Origin of the sequence: Selenihalanaerobacter shriftii (genome assembly GCF_900167185.1) — a bacterium.
Lineage (GTDB): Bacteria > Bacillota > Halanaerobiia > Halobacteroidales > Acetohalobiaceae > Selenihalanaerobacter > Selenihalanaerobacter shriftii.
Window position 1 is genome coordinate 182,328 of the sequence record NZ_FUWM01000004.1, and the last position, 19,149, is coordinate 201,476.

Sequence of the window (19,149 nt, forward strand, 5' to 3'; positions counted from 1 at the left end):
CCTTAATCCTTCATTGATTTAGAATCTTCCACATAATCACTGCATCTTCTTTATTATCTTGATAATAATTCTTTCTAACCCCTGCTTCTATAAAACCATAATCTTTATATAATTCCCGACCAGGATGATTAGAAACTCTAACCTCTAAAGTAATTTTATCTAGCCCTTGATTTGCAAATTTAACAAAAAGTTCAGATAACATAAGTCTAGCTATTCCTTTTCGTCGATAGGTAGATTCAACTGCTAAAGTGGTAATATGAGCTTCATTTAAAATAATCCAAACCCCTACATAGCCTAATACATCCTCTTTTCTCTTCGCTACTAAATACTCAGCATACTGATTTTCTATTAATTCTTTTTTAAAAGCAGCAATAGACCAGGGGGAGCTAAAGGACTCCTTTTCAATCTCTAAAACCTGGTCTAAATCTGCCACTTGCATAGGCTCTATAATTAATTTCATGATTCTTTCTTAACCTTTCTCTCCCAATCGATTTCAGCTTGAGCTCTTTTAAGATAGTTAGGGCTTATATCCATAAGTTCATGCTGAGATCCTGCTTTTAATTTAAGCGATCCTATTCTACCTAAGACTGCACCTCTAGGTAAATCATAATGATTGGGAATAAATATTGCTTGCTCTCCTAATATCTCTTCAATAGTCTCTTGATATACTTTAGTAGCTGGTCCTATAAATATTACTTTATTACTTAATTCCTGCAAAATAATTTTAGCTAGTTCCTTAACTTCTAACATCTGATCTTTACTTGCTTTCTTCTTTAATCCTAATTTATCAACTTCATGATACAAAGCAGTATAAACTCGATTTCTTCTAGCATCTATTATCGGACATATATATTCATCAATATATACCAATTCATTAGCTAAGATATCTAATGTTGAAAGACTTATAATTGGAATTTCTAATGACTGAGCTAGACTCTTAGCCGTAGCTAATCCAATCCGAATCCCTGTAAAAGATCCAGGCCCAATCCCAACTACTATTCCATCTAAATCATCTACCGTTACACCTACATCATCCATCAAACTAATAATTTGAGGCATAAGCCGCTGAGAATGTGTTTTAGCTAAGTTTAAATTATATTCAGCTACTAAACCCTCATCATTATGTATACTAATAGCTCCTACTGATGTGGAACTATCTAGAGCTAAAATCAACATTCTCTTTCAACTCCGTAACTAATCCAATATATTTATTAGCCTGTGGAATAATCTTAATCTTCCTTGAATTTTCTTCCCCTTTAATTGTTATGTTAAGATAATTATCTGGCATTAATGAGCCAGACTTATCTGGCCACTCAATGATTGTAATTCCATCTCCATATAGATACTCTTCAAAGCCAATATCATATAATTCTCTATAATCAGATATCCGATATAGATCTATATGATAAGCTGGTAATTCACCTTGATACTCATTAACTAAAGTATATGTAGGGCTTGTTACTTCTTCATTTACACCTATCCCTTTTAATATCCCTTTAGCTAAGTAAGTCTTCCCGGCACCTAAATCTCCTTGTAAACAGATTATATCACCATTTGCAAGTAATTCTCCAAGCTTTTCTCCTAGTTCAACTGTCTCTTCTGGACTCGCGGTTGATAAAGTTAACATTTTGCCCACTCCTTTTATCCAGATAAACTTATTTTTATATTAATCACTTAATTTATCTTTTATACAAAATTAATTGCTTATTTAACATGTTTTAAAGATTTGACCACTAATAAAGTAATTAGAATAGCCACAATTATCTCTGGTAAACCATGCCCCAATGCTATTACCTTTGCTTGTGCCATTGGTAAAAGACCTCTCCAAGCTGCTAAACCTAATACCCCAATAGTATTAGTTAAAGTACCAATAGCAGCAGCTATCCCAATAGCTATTGATTCTTTAGTAGAGAATAGTTTATAGCTATAACCGGCTAAAATACCAATTAAAACCCGAGGTATGATTGCAACTAAAGGATCAGCGACAAATGGACTAGCTTGCCTTAGGAAACTAGATAGACCAAAAATCAAGCCAACTAAACTCCCTACTAGAGGCCCCTCTACAATAGCCCCAATAATTACTGGTATATGCATAGTAGTTGCAGCTACACCAAGTGGGGTAGGTACTAATCCTAGAGGCGTCTGTCCTAATACAATAGATATAGCACTCAAGGTCCCTACAATTGTAATTGTACGTGTTTCTACCTTCATTATTATTCTTAACCTCCATATAATCATCTAAAACTTACTCTTTACCTCTAATTCACACCTTCACATAAAGCCTTCATTTCTTTTAAAATGTCTGCTTTATTTTGTTGGAAATAATCATTATCAAAATTATTAATTATATTTTTTACTTCTTGATAATTTTGCATTACACTCTGTATTAAACCTAGATTAAAATAAGCATCACCATAATAAGAATTCTTTTCTAATGCCATCTGGTACATTTCTACTGCTGATTTCAACTTGCCTTTTTGCCTCAACTGATCCCCTTGGATTTTATACTTTTGACCATAAACTTCAGAATTATTCTCTTCTGCTTTTATCCTTTGTAATTCATTAATTACTCTACTAGCTTTATTTACTAGACTACTTAATTTTTGATCTGGATTAAACCTTTTGATATACTCAATATCTGCCTCAGCCTTATCAAATTCTTCGGTAATAATATGAGCAATAGCTAAATTATAAACTACTTCCAAATTTCCAGCATTCTTTTCTTTAGCTTTTTGCCATAATTCAATAGCCTCCCCTAACTTTCCATTCTTTAATTTTAATACTCCAAGATCTCTATAAACCCAAGAGTATTGGTATAACTTTAACGCCTGATTATACTCATCCATAGCTAACTCATAATTATCCTGTTCTTTATATAGCTTAGCTAATTTAGCATGAAGTTCTGCAACTAATTTTTTAGTCCAACTATCTATTGAATTACTAAATTCCTGAATACCTTGTTGATAAGTTGCTACAGCTAAATTATCTAGATTGTATTTAGTAAATAGACTACCTAATTTAATATAATCATTTAACTTTAGAGATTTAGTTTCTAGAATTCGCCCCCAAATTTCAAGAGCTTTATCCTTCTTTCCAACCTCCCAATATGATTTACCTAACTTAACCTTAAGAGCAAACTGCTCAGACTTTAATTTTAAAGCTATATTATAATTCTGGATAGCTTTTTTATAATCTTGCCAGCGATAATAGAAATCCGCTATTTTTTCATAGTTTAACCAACTCTTATCAATTCTAATGGTTACTTTATATAATTCCTCTGCTAATCTATGTTTTCCAATTGCTTCATAACATTCAGCTAATTTAATATACCCCCAAATATCTTTAGGAGCTACTTGAATAGCCTTCTGATATCTATGAGCTGCTTTATTATACTTTTTAGATTCTAAGTATAAATTACCAGAATAAATTTGGTATTCAGGCTTGTTAGGATTCAATTTAATTAACTTGTTTAAAGTATTCTGTGCGTTTCTTAACATTGTTTCTGTAAAAGAAGAACGTCTATATGTCCAGAATAACCTTTCTAAATATTGCTCATTAGTAGGTTCTAAACTAACTGCTCTTTCTAAAGAATTTCTTGCCTTACTTATTTGCTGCAGTTGCAAGTTCAATTCTCCTAACATAAAATGTAGTTCACTATTTTGATAATCTAAGATTAATGCTTCGTTAACCATATCTATAGATTCCTTATACTTTCCTTGTTCACGATAAATTTCTGCTAATTTTTTATAATACTTTATCTTCTTTTTAATTTTAATGGCATCTAATAACGTATTAATTGCCTTATCAGTTTCTAAAACCTGATAATAAAGTTTAGCCAATTTATATCTGCTTTCTGTATCCTTATGATTTTTATCTATAATCTTCTTCAACTTATCTATTTCTTGCCTAGCCTGATAAGCAAAACCTATAGAAAAATCACTATTATTTAAACCACTATTTACTACCCAATTCTGATAATTAATTTCTAAAAGTTTTTTACCATTATTATCTTCTACTACAATTAAATTAGGCAACCAAACATCCTCTACTAGCTCTCTATACCCATTATAATTAATAGTAGCCACTAATTGATTAGCTCCATTAAATATTTCAATTCTATTAATAAGCATTTTTTCTTTATCTATCCATAAAACCTGTTTCGAAAACACATTACTTAATTCTAATAAATATATTGACCTATTATGTAATTTAGCTTCACCAAGCAACTTTAACTTATAAAGATCTTCTAAATTTGCTAAAGGCTCTAAATAATCCCTCTGCCCACTTAATAATAATCCATTCTGTAATAAAGAATAGTCTGGCGGCAAATAAATCCATGGTAAAGCATTTAATAAACGACCTTCCTCAGTACCTTGAACTTTACCAAAAGTATAAGAATTATCTGTTAAAGACCTTTGTTGATTCTTCATTAAATTCGTTTGATAAGTAACTTCTTTTTTCTCCAAAAATACTTTTGACACTAAAGCACCTTTAAAATCCTTAATTCGATCAAAATAACTTACCACTTCTTTAATTATTTCCTCAGCTGTTTTCCCTTTAGCATTATTTCGATATTCAAATGATAGATCTTCATTAGATACTTGATATGTCTGATCAATTGAATTCTCAGCCAAAGTCGCTAAACTAAATGTTACACAGATTAGCAAAATAGTAATTAAGATTAGTAAATTCCGCCGCAAATTTGACACCTTCCTTACTTAAGTTAAAGATCTCTTAACTATTTATTCTATATTGAAATATCTTCTCCTTTATTACTATAATAATTTAATATTATTTCAATAAAAGTAATTACCCCTAACTTTAATGCAGCTTCATCAAAGTCGAATTTGGGATTGTGGCCAGGATAAGCCCGATCAGGAAATTTACCAGCACCTAATCGATAGAATACACCTGGTACCTGTTGACAATAATAAGCAAAATCCTCTGCCCCCATAGAAGTTTTATCTACTCTTTTAATCTTTTCAATTCCTGGAATCAAACCAAAGATATCTTCCAACTTATTTGACGCACTTCTATTATTAATTAATACTGGATAGCCAAATTCATAATCTAAATTATAATCTGCACCATGGCTAATAGTAATACCTTTAATTATTTGTTCAATCTGAGATGGTAATTCTTCACGAAGCTTAGGATCAGTAGTTCTTACTGTCCCTTTTAATCTTACCCGATCGGCAATTACATTATGTCTATATCCCCCCTCAATCTTTCCTAGAGAAATAACCGCAGCATCTTGGGGGTCTAACTTCCTACTAACTATGGTCTGCAATGAGGTAACTATCTCTGAAGCAACTACTATGGCATCTACTGTTTGATGAGGAGCGGCTCCATGCCCACCTTCCCCTATAACAAGCAAATCTATTTGGTCTGCAGCTGCTGCAAAAGGACCACTTTTAATATCTATTGTCCCCGTAGGAGAATTAGTATTTAAATGTAAACCAAATATACTATCTACTCCTTCTAAAACACCTGCCTGAATCATAGGCAAAGCTCCTCCTGGCCCTTCTTCAGCTGGTTGAAAGATAAACCGCACATTTGTTCTTAATAATTCTCGAAATTGGTCTAACACCACCGCTGCTCCTAATAACATAGCAACATGACCGTCATGACCACAAGCATGCATAACTCCTTCAATCTGCGATGCATAATCTGTATCATTCTGTTCTTGAATGGGCAAAGCATCCATATCCGCTCTTAAAGCAATAGTCGGTAAATTGTCACTAATATGTAAATCTGCTATAACTCCTGTTTTTGCAACCTCTGTTCTTAATTCTAAATTAGTTTCCCTTAAGACATTAATTATCTTTACAGCCGTTTTATATTCTTCAAAACCTAACTCCGGTTCTTGATGAATAGCTCTTCTCCAAATTATTAAATCATTCTCTAAATTATTAATAGCACTTTGAATCTTATCATTCATAATACCCCCCCTTTTTACTAATTAATAAATAACTAAAAAAAAGCTATTAATCTGCTCAAGATTAATAGCCGCCCCAATAATACTATCTAGTTATAAATCTATTAAACCAACACTAATCTCTAATGCTTGATTTACTTCACTAACTATTTCTTCATCTAAGTGTGTAATCTGTCGTTGTAATCTTTTCTTATCAATCGTTCTAATCTGTTCCAGAAGAATCACCGAATCTTTCTCTAAATTATACTTACTTGCATCTATTGCCACATGAGTCGGTAATTTAGCTTTATCAATTTTAGAAGTAATGGCTGCTACTATTACTGTTGGACTATACTTATTGCCAATGTCATTTTGGATTATTAATACTGGTCTCACTCCACCTTGTTCTGAGCCAACCACTGGATTCAAATCCGCATAAAAGACATCTCCTCTTTTAATAGCCACGGTTATTCACACTCCGCTATACTGGCTTCATATTTCTTGAAATCCTTATTTTCTATCTCTATATTATCTTCTGCTAATTTTAAATTAATCTCGCCCATCTTTAAGTATCCTTGTTTCATTGATCTTCTAATCTCGTTTTTTCTTAATTCTGTAATATATAGCTTCATGGCTTCCCTTACAAATTCACTACGATTTTGATTCTTCTTTTGAGCAACTCCATCTACCTCTTCCAACAAGCTATCTGGCAAACTAATCATTACCCTTTTTAGATTAGTCAAATCTAAAGCACCTCCAGCAAATATAACTTAATTAATAGTAGTATATGTGAGCGAAATCAATAATGTTAAATATAATTTATTGAAAACTTTATATATTTTATTCATCATTAGTTTCTACAACTTAGACCATAATATTCATTTGCTTTAATGTATATAAGTTCTTTTGAAAAAAATCATTTATGAAAATGGAGTAAAAGAGACGTATTTAATACGTCTCTTTTCTGTAATTAAACAATCATTCTTTCTTTATACCATTTCATAAGCTTCTTTTTCTGCCTTTAAGCCTTCTTCTGCTAACCTTAAATTAATCTTACCCATTTGAAAATAGCCTTTTTTCATTTTTATCTTTAAATCCTCTTTACTATCTTTGTCTGAATTAGCATTTTTATCTAGCCTTAAAGTTTGACAATTAATCATTTAGTAATCCCACCTCTTAAAGATAGTAACAAATATAATAACATGTAATATAATTATATCCTACTTCTAATATGAATGTCAATAGAAGGTAACCATTTATATACTCAAAACTATGAAGTAATTTATGGTAGGATTACTAATTTATTAAAAACTACAACTCATAATAGTAACAATGCTTCCTTACATATTCTATTAAATTTTTATAAATTTCATTAGATCCAATAGTAACTGAATCTCCAACCATAATTAACTTTCGTTTAGCTCTAGTTAAAGAGACATTTAACCTCCGTAAATCCCTTAAAAATCCAATGTTGCCATATTGATTACTTCTTACAAATGATAAAATCACTAATTCTTTCTCTCTGCCTTGAAAACCATCTACAGTATTTACTTCTAACTCATTTAAGTCTACTTTCTTATTAATTAATTCCACTTGATCTTTATATGGAGCAATCACTGCCATATCTTGCAAACTTAAATTGAGTTTGGTAGCCTCCTCTACAATTTCAACAATTAAATCAGCCTCAATAGGGTTTTCAAATGAATTAGAGTCATTTTTAGAACGTTCTGGAGCCTTCATTCCTTTAGTATCAAAAAATACAACCGGTTCATCAAAAATCAACGCCTTTTCTGCTGGTCTATCTCCTTTTATTTGTAGTATATCTAAATCAACTAAAGTATGATCCTCCACTTTTGAAGTGCTTTCTAAAAAACCATCATAAAATTCACTATTAGAAAACTCCATAATCGAATTATTCATTCGATATTGTACTTTTAACATTTGCTTGATTCCATCATCATATAAAGCAATTAATCTCTCAAATAAAGAACGATTTAAGCCATCTTGTTTTGCTTTTTTACTAAGAATTGTCGGCGGTAATTGCTTATGATCTCCAGCTAAAATAACCCTTTTAGCTTTAGTTAATGGGATCAAGACTGCTGGTTCAGTAGCTTGTGTAGCCTCATCAACAACTAAAAGATCGAACTTAAATTCATCTAATACTTCAGCTCCAGCAGTAGAATTAGTAGTACAAACTACATCAGCATTACTTAATAATTCTTTTATCGCCTCATCTTCTAATTCTTCAATCATTTCAAATAATTCATCTATTTTCTCTTGAATTTTTAACCATTCTGCCATCTCTTCTATCTTATTAGCAGATACTCCTCTAAAGCTAGAATTATCTTTAGCTTTATTTAAAATCTGTTGATCACTCATACCTCTTCTCCAGCGACCACTAGGATGAGTTAAGTCATCCTGTTTATCTAATAAATCATAAGCTTCACTTCTTAATTCAGCCGCTTCTTTATACTTAGGGTGATTTTCAATAAGATAATCCAAAGTATGTTCTCTTAAAACTGGAGTTACTCGAACTGGATGACCTACTCGAACTACATTAACATTCTCTCGCACCAATCTTTCTACTAAATTATCAACTGCTGTATTTGAATCAGCCGTTGCTAAGATATTCTTTTCCGGTGCAATAGCTTGTCTAATAATTTCAATAGTTGTCATCGTCTTTCCTGTACCTGGAGGACCATGAATCAAAAAGAAGTCTTTGGCTTTTAGTGCTTGTCTAACAGCTTCTCTTTGTGAGTCATTTAATGCTTGATTCTTAAATTCTATCTCTTCTTCAATATCTGTAAACTCTATATTATCTATGCCTAAGAATTTATCACGTAATTCTGCTAATCTCCCTGAATTATCTTCTATTTGTGAAGTCGCATCTAACATTCTTTGAAAAGTAATATCATTTACATATAAATCAGCTCTTAATCCCTCATCATAGACAAACTTAGTAACCGGTTGTTCAAATACAACTGTAATAGAATATTTAGTCTTTCCAGCTACTGTTCCAGTAGGATTATCATCCCTCAAAGGTTGATTCTTACTTAGCATTACTAAATCGCCAATATTTATTTCATTGTCCGGCAATTCTTCACCACGATGTTGCCTCATAAATTTAACTAATCTTTTGCCTCCAAAAACTTCACCTTCATCTCTACCTCGCAAATGAAGAATTGCTCTACCTTTTTGCTCTCTTTCATAACCAGTTAAATTCTTAATCTCTAATTCATGTCGCCTCATTTCAGCCTTACGTTCCATTTGAATTAACCGTTTGAATTTAGACACATAATCATTAATCTTCTTGATCTTATCTCTAGCGCCATCATTAACATAAACTTTAACAGTAATTCCCGCTACTTGATTCTGATCCATCATTTCTACGACTTTATCAACTATATCATCTTCTACTTCAACTACCGCTCTTCCATCTATAAAATCTATTTTTCCAATTTTATTTCCATCCATCTTTACCTCATTAGTAAAAGCACCTACAATATCTCCAGGCCCTACGTATTGAGGTAAATTTTCAACAACTATATTAACCATATAAAATATCACCTCCAAAAATAGCACCCTGGACAGGGTGCTATTCATCCACTAAAAATTATATCAAAAAGCCTTTAGATAGTCAAAACCTTATATTAACTTTATTACATTATCTACCAAACTTTTTATCCCAGTGTCAATATTAGAAATAGATTCAGCTAACATATACGCTGGAGTAGTAACGATTTTTAAATCTTCATCAACTACTACTTCACTTACTTTTGATTCAATATGAACAGCATTCAATTCCTCTTGAATATACTGTGCAACTTCACAATCCTTTCCGACAGTCAATCTAGGTGTATAATCTGTATCAACTAAAGCTCTCGCTACTACTAATGGAGAGATACAGATAGCTCCTACTGGTTTACCTAAATCAATCATTTCTTCTATTAAATTTTGAACTTGAGGATTAATTTTACAATTTTCTTGAATAAAAGCATAATTAGTCAAATTTTTAATAGCACCAGCCCCGCCTGGTAAAATTATAGCATCTAACTCATTTTTATTTACTGTATCTAAAGATTGAATATCACCACGAGTAATCCTGGCAGCCTCTACTAACAGATCCCTATTTTCTCGTTCTATCTCTTCTTGATTAAGATGATCAATCACCTGTGACTGCAGTATATTGGGCGCCAATGGAATTATTTCTTGTCCAGCCTTATCTAGATGTAATAAAGTTAAAACGGCTTCATGAATTTCTGAACCATCATGAACACCACAACCACTTAATACCACACCAACTTTCGCCACTTTACTTACCTCCTTCTTTAGCTAATACATCTACTAAATCAGCCCTACTCACAATCCCTACTAACTTTTCTCCATCTAAAACCGGAACCCGATTAATGCCTTCTTCAACCATTATAGTAGCTATCTCTTCTATAGATATATCTGAATCAACTGTAATAGCCTCTTTACTCATTATATCTTCTACTCTAGTCCCTATCATCTTCGTAAACTCTTCTTCAAAATTCTTTAAACTTTCTAAATAAATAACACTATCTAATAAATATATATAATCTGGAAAATGCAACTTCTTATCGCGTACAATTAAATCCTGTTCCGAAACAACTCCTACTAATTTTTCATTATCATCAACTACTGGTAAACCACTAATTTCATTTTCACTCAAAATCCTAGCTACATCTTTAATTGTTTCCTTAGGATGAACAGTAATCACACCTTCAGTCATTACATCTTTTGCTAACATATTTTATCACTCCTCTAAGTATTTAAAAGCATTTGAAAGTCCCTTAATCAAGTCTCCTGCTAATAAAGTATATGTAGTCTCTTCTTCTAACTTTAAATCTCCAGTTAATCCATGTAAAAAAACTCCTAATGTAGCTGCTTGATCTGCACTTAATCCTTGAGCGATTAATCCAGTAATTATCCCAGTTAATACATCACCACTACCAGCAGTAGCCATACCTGAATTACCATTTGAATTAATATATACTCTTCCTTTCGCGGTAGCTACTACTGTAGCTGCCCCTTTTAATACTAATGTCACGTTTAAGTCTTGAGCTGTTTGAAGAGTCACCTGTACGCGATTTGCTTGAATTTCATCAATTGACTTCCCAGTTAATCTAGCCATTTCACCAGGATGAGGTGTTAAAACTGTTGGTTTACTTCTATTTGTCAGTATTCCTAAATCTTCAATTACATTTAAACCATCCGCATCTATTACTAGCGGGATTTCTATCTTGTTTAGCATATCATGGATGATATAACTTATTTCTTCGCTTTGTGATAAGCCTGGGCCTACTGCCATAACATCTGCTGCTTTAGATAATTCCATAATCTTAGTTAATGAATTCAAACTCAAACAACATTCTCTATTTTCAGTTAAAGGTACAGTCATTACTTCTGTTAATTTTGTCTCTAAAATTGAATTTAGACTCTCAGGCATACCTAAAGTCACAATACCAGCTCCAGATTTTAAAGTGGCTAAACCACTTAATTTAGCTGCCCCAGTCATTCCCTTAGAACCTGCAATTACTACAGCATGACCAAAAGTACCTTTATGCCCAAAACAATTCCTTCTTGGTAATAGCTGTTGAGCTAAATTAGGAGTAATTAATTCCTTATTAATATGTTCAGATTCTATAACTTCTTCTGGTATACTAATATCGGCTACCTCTAATTCCCCAACATAGTTACGACCAGGATAGAGTAATAAGCCTAATTTCGGCAACGCAAAAGTAACTGTTCTATCTGCTTTAACAGCTATTCCATGTGCTTGACCGGTATCAGCATTTAGCCCAGATGGAATATCTATAGCTAAAACTTGTGAAGTAGAATTATTAATTATACTAATTAAGTCTGGGGCTAACCCTCTTAATTCACCTTCAATACCAGTTCCCAATACACCGTCTATTATCAGATCAACATTTTTACATTTTTTGTTAAATCTTTTTAAATCTGATTTATTCTTTAATTCTACTATTTTAAAATCTAGCTTATGTAAAACACTTAAATTAATCTTAGCATCTCCACTTACATCTTGGACATCCCCTAATAAGTAAACTTTTACCTTAATTCCTATATTACTTAATAAACGAGCGACTACAAAGCCGTCACCACCATTATTCCCTTTTCCTGCTACTACTATTACCTGAGGGTCTGAAATATTAGACAATATATCTACAGCTGCATCTGTAACTGCTTGACCAGCATTCTCCATTAAAACTACACCAGGAATTCCTACTTCTTCTATAGTTATTCTATCTAATTCCTGCATTTCACTAGCAGTAACTAATCGCATCATACCCCTCCTAAAATATCTATTAAACTGTTTTTGAAGCCATTGCTTGAGCCACAGCATATTCGTCCGTATGAGAAAGACTGATTAATAATTTTTTAATACCTAAACTCTGGGCTATTTTTTTAGCTTTATCATGTAATTTAACTTCCGGTTTTCCTAATTCATCTTTGATTATCTCAATATCTGTCCACTTCATATTTCTTAATCCTGTGCCTAATGCTTTTACTATAGCTTCTTTGGCTGCAAATCGAGCTGCAAAATGGATTGCTGCATTATTACTTTTTAAACAATAATCTACTTCCCCATCTGTAAAAATCTTTTCTTTAAAACGTTCATCATGTTTTTTCAAACTTTGTTCAATTCTCTTTACTTCTACTATATCTACACCTATGCCATAAATCATCTTAATTACTCCTCTTTATAAATTTACTCTACTGCCTACTCATCAATAGTTTCTAATACTAATAATTATTATGCTAACTAATTTATTAATTAATTCTTTAAATATAGAATGAATCCTTTTTATATTACTAAAAAATGGGTATAAAAATAAAAAAACCTACGATCTAAAATTTAGACCGTAGGTTAGTTAACCTTATTCTACTGTCACACTCTTAGCTAGATTCCGAGGTTGGTCTACATCACAACCTCTTTCTACAGCTACATGATAAGCTAATAATTGTAAAGGAACTACTGTTAAAATAGAAGTTAATAATTCTTCAGTTGTTGGGATTTCAATAGTATGATCTAAAGATTTAAAAACTTCATCTTCATCAGATAATACTATCCCTGTTACCGAAGCTTCTCTAGCCTGCACCTCTTTAATATTACTTAACATTTTATCCACAACAGAATTTTGAGTCGCTAAAGCTATGACCGGAACTCCTTCTTCAATTAATGCTAAAGTCCCATGCTTTAATTCTCCTGCTGCATAAGATTCAGCATGAATATAAGAAATTTCTTTTAACTTTAAAGCACCTTCTAAAGCCACTGCATAATCTAGGCTACGACCAATAAAGAAAGCATTTTCATATTCAGCATAATCACTAGCAAATCTCTTAATCTCACTTTCACTATCTTTAATAATCTGAGCCACTTGATTAGGTAGTTGTTTTAAAGCTTTAATTAATCTTTTAATCTCTTCCTCAGATATAGTCTCTTTAAGTTGAGCTAAATAGATTGTTAAGAGATAAAAAACTATTAACATATTAATATAAGCCTTAGTAGAAGCCACAGCAATTTCTGGGCCAGCATGAATATAAATTACTTCATCTGCCTCTCGTGGAATCGTACTACCAACCACATTACTAATTGCTATTACCTTAGCCCCTCTATCCTGTGCCTCTCTTAAAGCCGCCAACGTGTCCGCCGTTTCTCCTGATTGACTAACAACTATTACTAAAGTCTTATCATTGACTAATGGATTTCTATATCTAAATTCAGAAGCAATATCTACTTCAACTGGAATCCTAACTAGATCTTCAATTAAATATTTAGCAACTAAACCTGAATGATAAGCTGTACCACAAGCCACAATATAGATTCGTTCATAATTATTAATTTCATCTGCTGCAAGATTCAATTCATCTAAAATTACTTGACTATTACCATTACTTAACCTACCACTAATTGCTCTTCGTAAGGACTCTGGTTGTTCATGAATCTCTTTTAACATGAAATGATCATACCCAGCTTTTTCAGCCATACCAGGATCCCAATCAACTGTGAAAATTTCTTTATTAATTAATTCTCCATTAACAGTTAATACCTTTACTCCTTCTTTAGTAATAACTGCCATCTCCTCATCATCTAAGATATAAACCTGATTAGTATGCTTTAAAATAGCTGGAATATCAGAAGCAACAAAATACTCACCATGTTTTAGCCCAACAATTAAGGGACTATCCTGCCTAACAGCCACTAACTTTTCTGGTTCATTAGCCGTTAAAGCTACAAAAGCATAAGAACCTTCCAATTCCTCTATTACCTCTTGAATCGTTCTTCCTAAATCACCATTATAATACTCCTCGATTAAGTGAACAATTACTTCTGTATCAGTCTCTGATCTAAATTGATGTCCCTGACTTTGTAATCGCTCCTTTAAAGATAAATAATTCTCAATAATACCATTATGAACCACTACAAATTTCCCATTACAGCTAGTGTGCGGATGAGAATTTGGGATTGAAGGTTTACCATGAGTTGCCCAACGAGTATGTCCAATCCCAATCTTCCCTTTAGGATCTTCCTTAGCAACTAATTCTTCTAAGTTTTCTAACTTTCCTACTTGCTTATATATATTAATATCCCCTTCATGATAAAGTGCAATACCTGCTGAATCATAACCACGATATTCTAATTTATTTAAACCATCCGTCAAAATAGAACTTGCCGTTTCTTCTCCTATATAACCGACAATTCCACACATATATGGTTAAGCCTCCATATTCTATTTATTATTTGTTAGTTTAACTCCCGTTACTCCTATGGTCTCCTATAGGGTTTAAACAGTTAATTAAGGTAGCTAACTCTACCTAGAGGCATCCGCCGAAAACTCGATCACCTCTTCCTCGTCAACTTAGATTTAACTAAGTTCGGGCGCTATAATTATTAATTGACAATTAAAAAATTCACATAACCTCATAATCAATTTATCAACTAATTCAATTCTTCCCTAATTACATCTGCTATTTCATTTGCTAATTCTTCTAACTGTGCCTTCTCTTTTCCTTCTACCATAACTCTAATGACAGGTTCTGTACCTGATGCTCTAACGAAGACACGACCATCATTGCCTAGCTGAGCTTCTACTTCTTTGATAACAGTTTGAATCTCTTGATTAGTCTCCCACTCTCCCTTCTTTTTTACTTTTACATTTACTAATAACTGTGGGAAAGGTCTCATTACTTTAGCTAATTCTGATAATGATTTTTCAGTTTCAACCATAACCTTAATTAACTGAAGAGCTGTCATTATACCATCACCGGTAGTATTATAATCTAGGAAGATAATATGACCTGATTTCTCCCCTCCTAATTTATAACCTTGATCTAACATCTCAGCTAATACATATCGATCTCCATTCCTAGTAGTTACTACTTTTCCACCTAATTCAGTTAAGGATTCATGCAAACCTAAGTTACTATATTTAGTAGCTACTATAGTTTCTTTCGGTAACTCACCTTTTTCAATCAAATGTCGACCACAAATAGCCATAATTAGGTCACCATCTATTATATTTCCATTTTCATCAGTAGCAATAGTACGGTCAGCATCACCGTCATGAGCGATTCCTAAATCAGCTTGTTGCTCTATAACTATCTTCTGTAATCGCTCTGGATGAGTAGAACCACTATTAACATTAATATTAGTACCATCAGGTTCATGATTTAATGCTACAACATCCGCCCCTAATTCTTCTAATACCTTTGGAGCTAATTCTGAAGCAGCTCCATTAGCAGTATCTACAACTACTTTCATTCCAGAAAAGTCTATATTTATTATTTCCTTAGCATATTCTAAATAAGATACTAAAGGATCAAGCAATTCTTTAACTCTTCCAACCTCTAATCCAGTTGGTTGTGGTAATCTGTCTAACTTATTAAATATTATTTCTTCAATTTCATCTTCTATTTGATCTGAAAGTTTAAATCCATCATTCTTAAAGAACTTAATCCCATTATCAGCTACAGGATTATGTGAAGCCGAAATCATAATTCCACCATCAACATCTGATTTTTTTGTTAAATAAGATACCACTGGTGTAGGTACAACTCCTACTTTTAAAACATCAGCACCTATAGAATTAATTCCAGCTATTAAAGCTGCTTCTAACATGTCTCCTGAAATCCTAGTATCTTTTCCAATTAAGATAGTAGGCCGCTTAATATCTTTAGTTAATCTATAAGTACCTGCTTTTCCTAATTTATAAACTAATTCGGGAGTTAATTTTTGATTAGCAACTCCTCTTACTCCATCAGTTCCAAATAATCTTCCCATCCTTTCACCCCTTTTTAATATACCACACTTTATTATATGTTAATTTAAACACAAATGTCAATTCCAAAAGATAACAAACTAATAATCTATTTTGTAATTGTATTAACTAGGCTCCCAATCCCTTCAATTTTAACTTCTATTTTATCACTCAGCTTTACTTCACCTACTCCTGGTGGAGTTCCAGTAGCAATTACATCACCAGGGTTTAAGGTCATAATCTGTGAAATAAAGCTAATAATCTCTTTTATGCTAAAGATCATTTGAGATGTATTAGAATCCTGCTTAAGTGAATCATTTTGATATAACTGAATCTTTAATTCATTAGGGTTTATATCATTTACAATAACTGGCCCTAATGGTGAAAAAGTATCAAAAGACTTAGCCCTAGTCCATTGCCCATCCTTAGTCTGTAAATCTCTTGCTGTTACATCATTAAAACAAGTATAACCTAATATGTAATCTTCTACTTCTTCAATAGTTAAATCTTTAGCTTCTTTTTTCATAACTACAGCTATTTCTGCCTCATAATCTACTTGACTACTCATCTGTGGATAATTAATTTCATCCTCCGGTCCAATTACTGAAGTAGACGGTTTCATAAATATTACAGGTTCTTCTGGTAATTCCATATTAAGCTCTTTGGCATGATCTAAATAATTCAAACCTACACAAATTATTTTACTAGGTTGACAAGGAGTTAATAATTCTACATTTGCTAAATCATAATACTCCTCAGTTAATTCATAATCTGTCTTAATATCACCTTGAATAGCTCTTATTTTATCATTTTCATTTAAAATTCCCAATTGAATTTTTGCATCCTTTCTAAATCTAACAAACTTCACGCTTCTCACCTGCTTTCCATTTATTAGTATTGGAAACTAATAAGTGTATTAATCACTAACTAATGAACAGTTGTTATTTTATCTATATATTTTCATGCCTTTTAAATTTGCAAACTTGTCCAATCTAAAGTTCAAAGCTGACTGTGAACTTATGCAAATTTATATCTTTTAGTTTGAAAGCTTAGTACTTGGTTACATTTAGTATAATTTTACTATATTTAGATTGAAAATTAAAGATAATTCAATAGAAATTAATAAAAACATTAAAAAAGCAGAGTATTTTACCCTGCTTCTTTTTCATATTATTATTTAAATTGCAATTTCATATATACATTAATTGTTTTCCTTGAGCTTGATCCCATATTCTATGCTGTCTCTTACAGCCTGTAAAAATCAACAGGCTGACGTGAATGAGATTTATCTGCTATCCTCTAAATATATACTTTAATTGTCTCCTTTTAGCTTGATCCCATATTCAATGCTATCTACGAGAGCCTGCCAACTTGCTTCAATGATATTAGTGGAAGCACCAACAGTTCCCCAGCTCTCATGACCGTCACTCGATTCTATTAATACTCTAACCTTAGCAGCAGTTCCATCATTACCATCTAGTACCCGTACTTTATAATCGATTAAATGAATTTCTTCTAAAACAGGATAAAACTCTATTAAAGCTTTTCTTAAAGCACTATCTAAAGCATTAACTGGACCACCGCCTTCGGCTGCTGTATGAACCATTTGATTATTAACTTTAACTTTAATAGTTGCTTCTGAATTAGGAGTTAATCCTTCGGTTTTTTCTGTAATTATTCTACATCCTTCTAATTCAAATAATTTTTGATAAGTCCCCATTGCCTTTTTCATTAAAATTTCAAAGGAAGCCTCTGCCCCTTCAAATTGATAGCCTTGGTGTTCTAATGTTTTAATCTTATCTAATACTTGAGTGATTTCTTCAGTATCTTTATCTAACTCAATCCCAAACTCTTGAGCTTTGTAAATTAAGTTGCTCTTACCAGATAATTCTGAAACTAATACTTTACGAGAGTTACCAACTATTTCTGGTTTTAGATGTTCATAAGTTTCAGGATTTCGCATTAGTGCACTAACATGAATACCACCTTTATGTGCAAAAGCACTATCTCCTACATAAGGCTTATGTGCTGGTGGATTTAGATTAGCCACTTCACTAATATATCTTGATACTTCTGTCAATTTAGCTAATTGCTCATCAGTAACAACATCAATTCCTTTTTTTAATTTCAAATTTGGTATTAGAGAACTCAAATTAGCATTTCCACAACGTTCTCCATAACCATTTATAGTTCCTTGCACTTGACTAACACCAGTCTGTAATGCTACTAAAGAATTAGCCACTGCCACATCAGAATCATTATGAGCATGAATTCCTAATGGTAAATCAACTTTAGACTTAACTTCTTCAATTATTTCCTTAAGTTTTAAAGGCAAGGTTCCACCATTAGTATCACAAAGAATTATTGTGTCGGCACCACCATCAACTGCAGCTTGTAAAGTCTTTAAAGTATATTCTTTATTATTAAGATAAGCATCGAAAAAGTGTTCTGCATCATAAAATACAGTTAGTCCTTGCTCTTTAAGATAACTAATAGTATCTTCAATCATTGCTAAATTCTCATCCAAGGTGGTTTCTAAAGCATCTGTCACATGTAAATCCCAACTCTTACCGAATATTGTAACAATTTCAACACCTGATGCCACAATGGCCTTAACATTAGCATCATCTTTTACTTCAACTCCAGGTTTTCTAGTACTACCAAAGGCTGTTATCTTAGCATTCTTTAATGAAAGTTCCTGTACCTTTTGAAAATAATCTATATCCTTAGGATTAGAACCTGGCCATCCTCCTTCTATATAATCCACACCTAAATCATCTAAGCGTTCAGTAACCTTTAATTTATCATCTGTTGAATAAGATATTCCTTCTCTTTGTGTCCCGTCACGTAAGGTTGTATCATATAATTTAACCATATTAACACCTCTCTTCCCACAACAAAATCTAACATAATCGTCATAATAAACTGAAA

At 32.3% G+C, this 19,149-nt stretch carries 18 protein-coding genes; all 18 read right to left on the reverse strand.

The features are described from left to right. Positions 1–10: 10 nt before the first annotated feature. The 18 genes from rimI to cimA all read right to left on the reverse strand — a co-directional run bounded on the left by rimI (position 11) and on the right by cimA (position 19,093). Positions 11–460, reverse strand: coding sequence for a ribosomal protein S18-alanine N-acetyltransferase (gene rimI / locus B5D41_RS02240; RefSeq protein WP_078808984.1), 450 nt, complete (start codon positions 458–460; stop codon positions 11–13). Next, the gene (gene tsaB / locus B5D41_RS02245; RefSeq protein WP_078808985.1) at positions 457–1,176 is read right to left on the reverse strand and encodes a tRNA (adenosine(37)-N6)-threonylcarbamoyltransferase complex dimerization subunit type 1 TsaB; all 720 of its coding nucleotides are present in this window, start codon (positions 1,174–1,176) and stop codon (positions 457–459) included. Before tsaB ends, rimI begins: the two co-directional genes overlap by 4 nt. Then, positions 1,154–1,627 (reverse strand): tRNA (adenosine(37)-N6)-threonylcarbamoyltransferase complex ATPase subunit type 1 TsaE, encoded by a 474-nt coding sequence (gene tsaE / locus B5D41_RS02250; protein WP_078808986.1) that lies wholly within the window; start codon positions 1,625–1,627, stop codon positions 1,154–1,156. Before tsaE ends, tsaB begins: the two co-directional genes overlap by 23 nt. Positions 1,628–1,704: 77 nt before the next feature. Continuing rightward, the gene (locus tag B5D41_RS02255) at positions 1,705–2,211 is read right to left on the reverse strand and encodes an ECF transporter S component (RefSeq protein ID WP_143555637.1); all 507 of its coding nucleotides are present in this window, start codon (positions 2,209–2,211) and stop codon (positions 1,705–1,707) included. 47 nt (positions 2,212–2,258) lie between these two features. Continuing rightward, entirely contained in the window at positions 2,259–4,700 is a 2,442-nt protein-coding gene (locus B5D41_RS02260) for a tetratricopeptide repeat protein (RefSeq protein WP_078808988.1), read from the reverse strand. A gap of 47 nt (positions 4,701–4,747) precedes the next feature. Further along, complete coding sequence (locus B5D41_RS02265) at positions 4,748–5,941, reverse strand: M20 metallopeptidase family protein (protein WP_078808989.1); 1,194 nt, start codon at positions 5,939–5,941, stop codon at positions 4,748–4,750. 90 nt (positions 5,942–6,031) lie between these two features. Then, positions 6,032–6,382, reverse strand: coding sequence for a type II toxin-antitoxin system PemK/MazF family toxin (locus B5D41_RS02270; protein ID WP_078808990.1), 351 nt, complete (start codon positions 6,380–6,382; stop codon positions 6,032–6,034). 2 nt (positions 6,383–6,384) lie between these two features. Further along, a complete protein-coding gene (locus B5D41_RS02275) occupies positions 6,385–6,660 on the reverse strand; it encodes a CopG family ribbon-helix-helix protein (protein ID WP_143555638.1) in 276 nt (91 codons plus the stop codon). 246 nt (positions 6,661–6,906) lie between these two features. After that, positions 6,907–7,077, reverse strand: coding sequence for a hypothetical protein (locus B5D41_RS14215; RefSeq protein WP_200806397.1), 171 nt, complete (start codon positions 7,075–7,077; stop codon positions 6,907–6,909). A 151-nt stretch (positions 7,078–7,228) separates the two neighbouring features. After that, complete coding sequence (locus B5D41_RS02280) at positions 7,229–9,472, reverse strand: IGHMBP2 family helicase (RefSeq protein WP_078808991.1); 2,244 nt, start codon at positions 9,470–9,472, stop codon at positions 7,229–7,231. Between the two features lie 90 nt (positions 9,473–9,562). Beyond that, positions 9,563–10,228, reverse strand: a complete 666-nt coding sequence (gene elbB / locus B5D41_RS02285) for an isoprenoid biosynthesis glyoxalase ElbB (RefSeq protein ID WP_078808992.1) — start codon at positions 10,226–10,228, stop codon at positions 9,563–9,565. 1 nt (position 10,229) lies between these two features. Then, complete coding sequence (locus B5D41_RS02290) at positions 10,230–10,688, reverse strand: CBS domain-containing protein (RefSeq protein ID WP_078808993.1); 459 nt, start codon at positions 10,686–10,688, stop codon at positions 10,230–10,232. Between the two features lie 6 nt (positions 10,689–10,694). Further along, the gene (locus B5D41_RS02295) at positions 10,695–12,242 is read right to left on the reverse strand and encodes an NAD(P)H-hydrate dehydratase (protein WP_078808994.1); all 1,548 of its coding nucleotides are present in this window, start codon (positions 12,240–12,242) and stop codon (positions 10,695–10,697) included. Positions 12,243–12,264: 22 nt separating this feature from the next. Beyond that, on the reverse strand, positions 12,265–12,645 hold the full coding sequence (acpS, locus tag B5D41_RS02300) for a holo-ACP synthase (RefSeq protein ID WP_078808995.1): 381 nt from the start codon (positions 12,643–12,645) through the stop codon (positions 12,265–12,267). Between the two features lie 192 nt (positions 12,646–12,837). Beyond that, on the reverse strand, positions 12,838–14,670 hold the full coding sequence (gene glmS / locus B5D41_RS02305; RefSeq protein ID WP_078808996.1) for a glutamine--fructose-6-phosphate transaminase (isomerizing): 1,833 nt from the start codon (positions 14,668–14,670) through the stop codon (positions 12,838–12,840). A gap of 230 nt (positions 14,671–14,900) precedes the next feature. Beyond that, on the reverse strand, positions 14,901–16,241 hold the full coding sequence (gene glmM, locus B5D41_RS02310; protein ID WP_078808997.1) for a phosphoglucosamine mutase: 1,341 nt from the start codon (positions 16,239–16,241) through the stop codon (positions 14,901–14,903). An 86-nt stretch (positions 16,242–16,327) separates the two neighbouring features. Beyond that, positions 16,328–17,086 carry a fumarylacetoacetate hydrolase family protein gene (locus B5D41_RS02315; RefSeq protein ID WP_078808998.1) on the reverse strand — a complete coding sequence of 253 codons (759 nt, stop codon included), beginning with the start codon at positions 17,084–17,086 and terminating at the stop codon, positions 16,328–16,330. Between the two features lie 444 nt (positions 17,087–17,530). Continuing rightward, entirely contained in the window at positions 17,531–19,093 is a 1,563-nt protein-coding gene (cimA, locus tag B5D41_RS02320; protein WP_078808999.1) for a citramalate synthase, read from the reverse strand. Positions 19,094–19,149: the final 56 nt, after the last annotated feature.

Bases quoted from the DNA above. Each gene is read 5' to 3' on its own strand.
- B5D41_RS14215 (WP_200806397.1), bottom strand. From the start codon at position 7,077: ATGATTAATTGTCAAACTTTAAGGCTAGATAAAAATGCTAATTCAGAC.
- cimA (WP_078808999.1), bottom strand. From the start codon at position 19,093: ATGGTTAAATTATATGATACAACCTTACGTGACGGGACACAAAGAGAA.
- glmS (WP_078808996.1), bottom strand. From the start codon at position 14,670: ATGTGTGGAATTGTCGGTTATATAGGAGAAGAAACGGCAAGTTCTATT.
- tsaE (WP_078808986.1), bottom strand. From the start codon at position 1,627: ATGTTAACTTTATCAACCGCGAGTCCAGAAGAGACAGTTGAACTAGGA.
- glmM (WP_078808997.1), bottom strand. From the start codon at position 16,241: ATGGGAAGATTATTTGGAACTGATGGAGTAAGAGGAGTTGCTAATCAA.
- acpS (WP_078808995.1), bottom strand. From the start codon at position 12,645: ATGATTTATGGCATAGGTGTAGATATAGTAGAAGTAAAGAGAATTGAA.
- tsaB (WP_078808985.1), bottom strand. From the start codon at position 1,176: ATGTTGATTTTAGCTCTAGATAGTTCCACATCAGTAGGAGCTATTAGT.
- B5D41_RS02295 (WP_078808994.1), bottom strand. From the start codon at position 12,242: ATGCGATTAGTTACTGCTAGTGAAATGCAGGAATTAGATAGAATAACT.
- rimI (WP_078808984.1), bottom strand. From the start codon at position 460: ATGAAATTAATTATAGAGCCTATGCAAGTGGCAGATTTAGACCAGGTT.
- B5D41_RS02265 (WP_078808989.1), bottom strand. From the start codon at position 5,941: ATGAATGATAAGATTCAAAGTGCTATTAATAATTTAGAGAATGATTTA.
- B5D41_RS02280 (WP_078808991.1), bottom strand. From the start codon at position 9,472: ATGGTTAATATAGTTGTTGAAAATTTACCTCAATACGTAGGGCCTGGA.
- B5D41_RS02255 (WP_143555637.1), bottom strand. From the start codon at position 2,211: ATGAAGGTAGAAACACGTACAATTACAATTGTAGGGACCTTGAGTGCT.
- B5D41_RS02290 (WP_078808993.1), bottom strand. From the start codon at position 10,688: ATGTTAGCAAAAGATGTAATGACTGAAGGTGTGATTACTGTTCATCCT.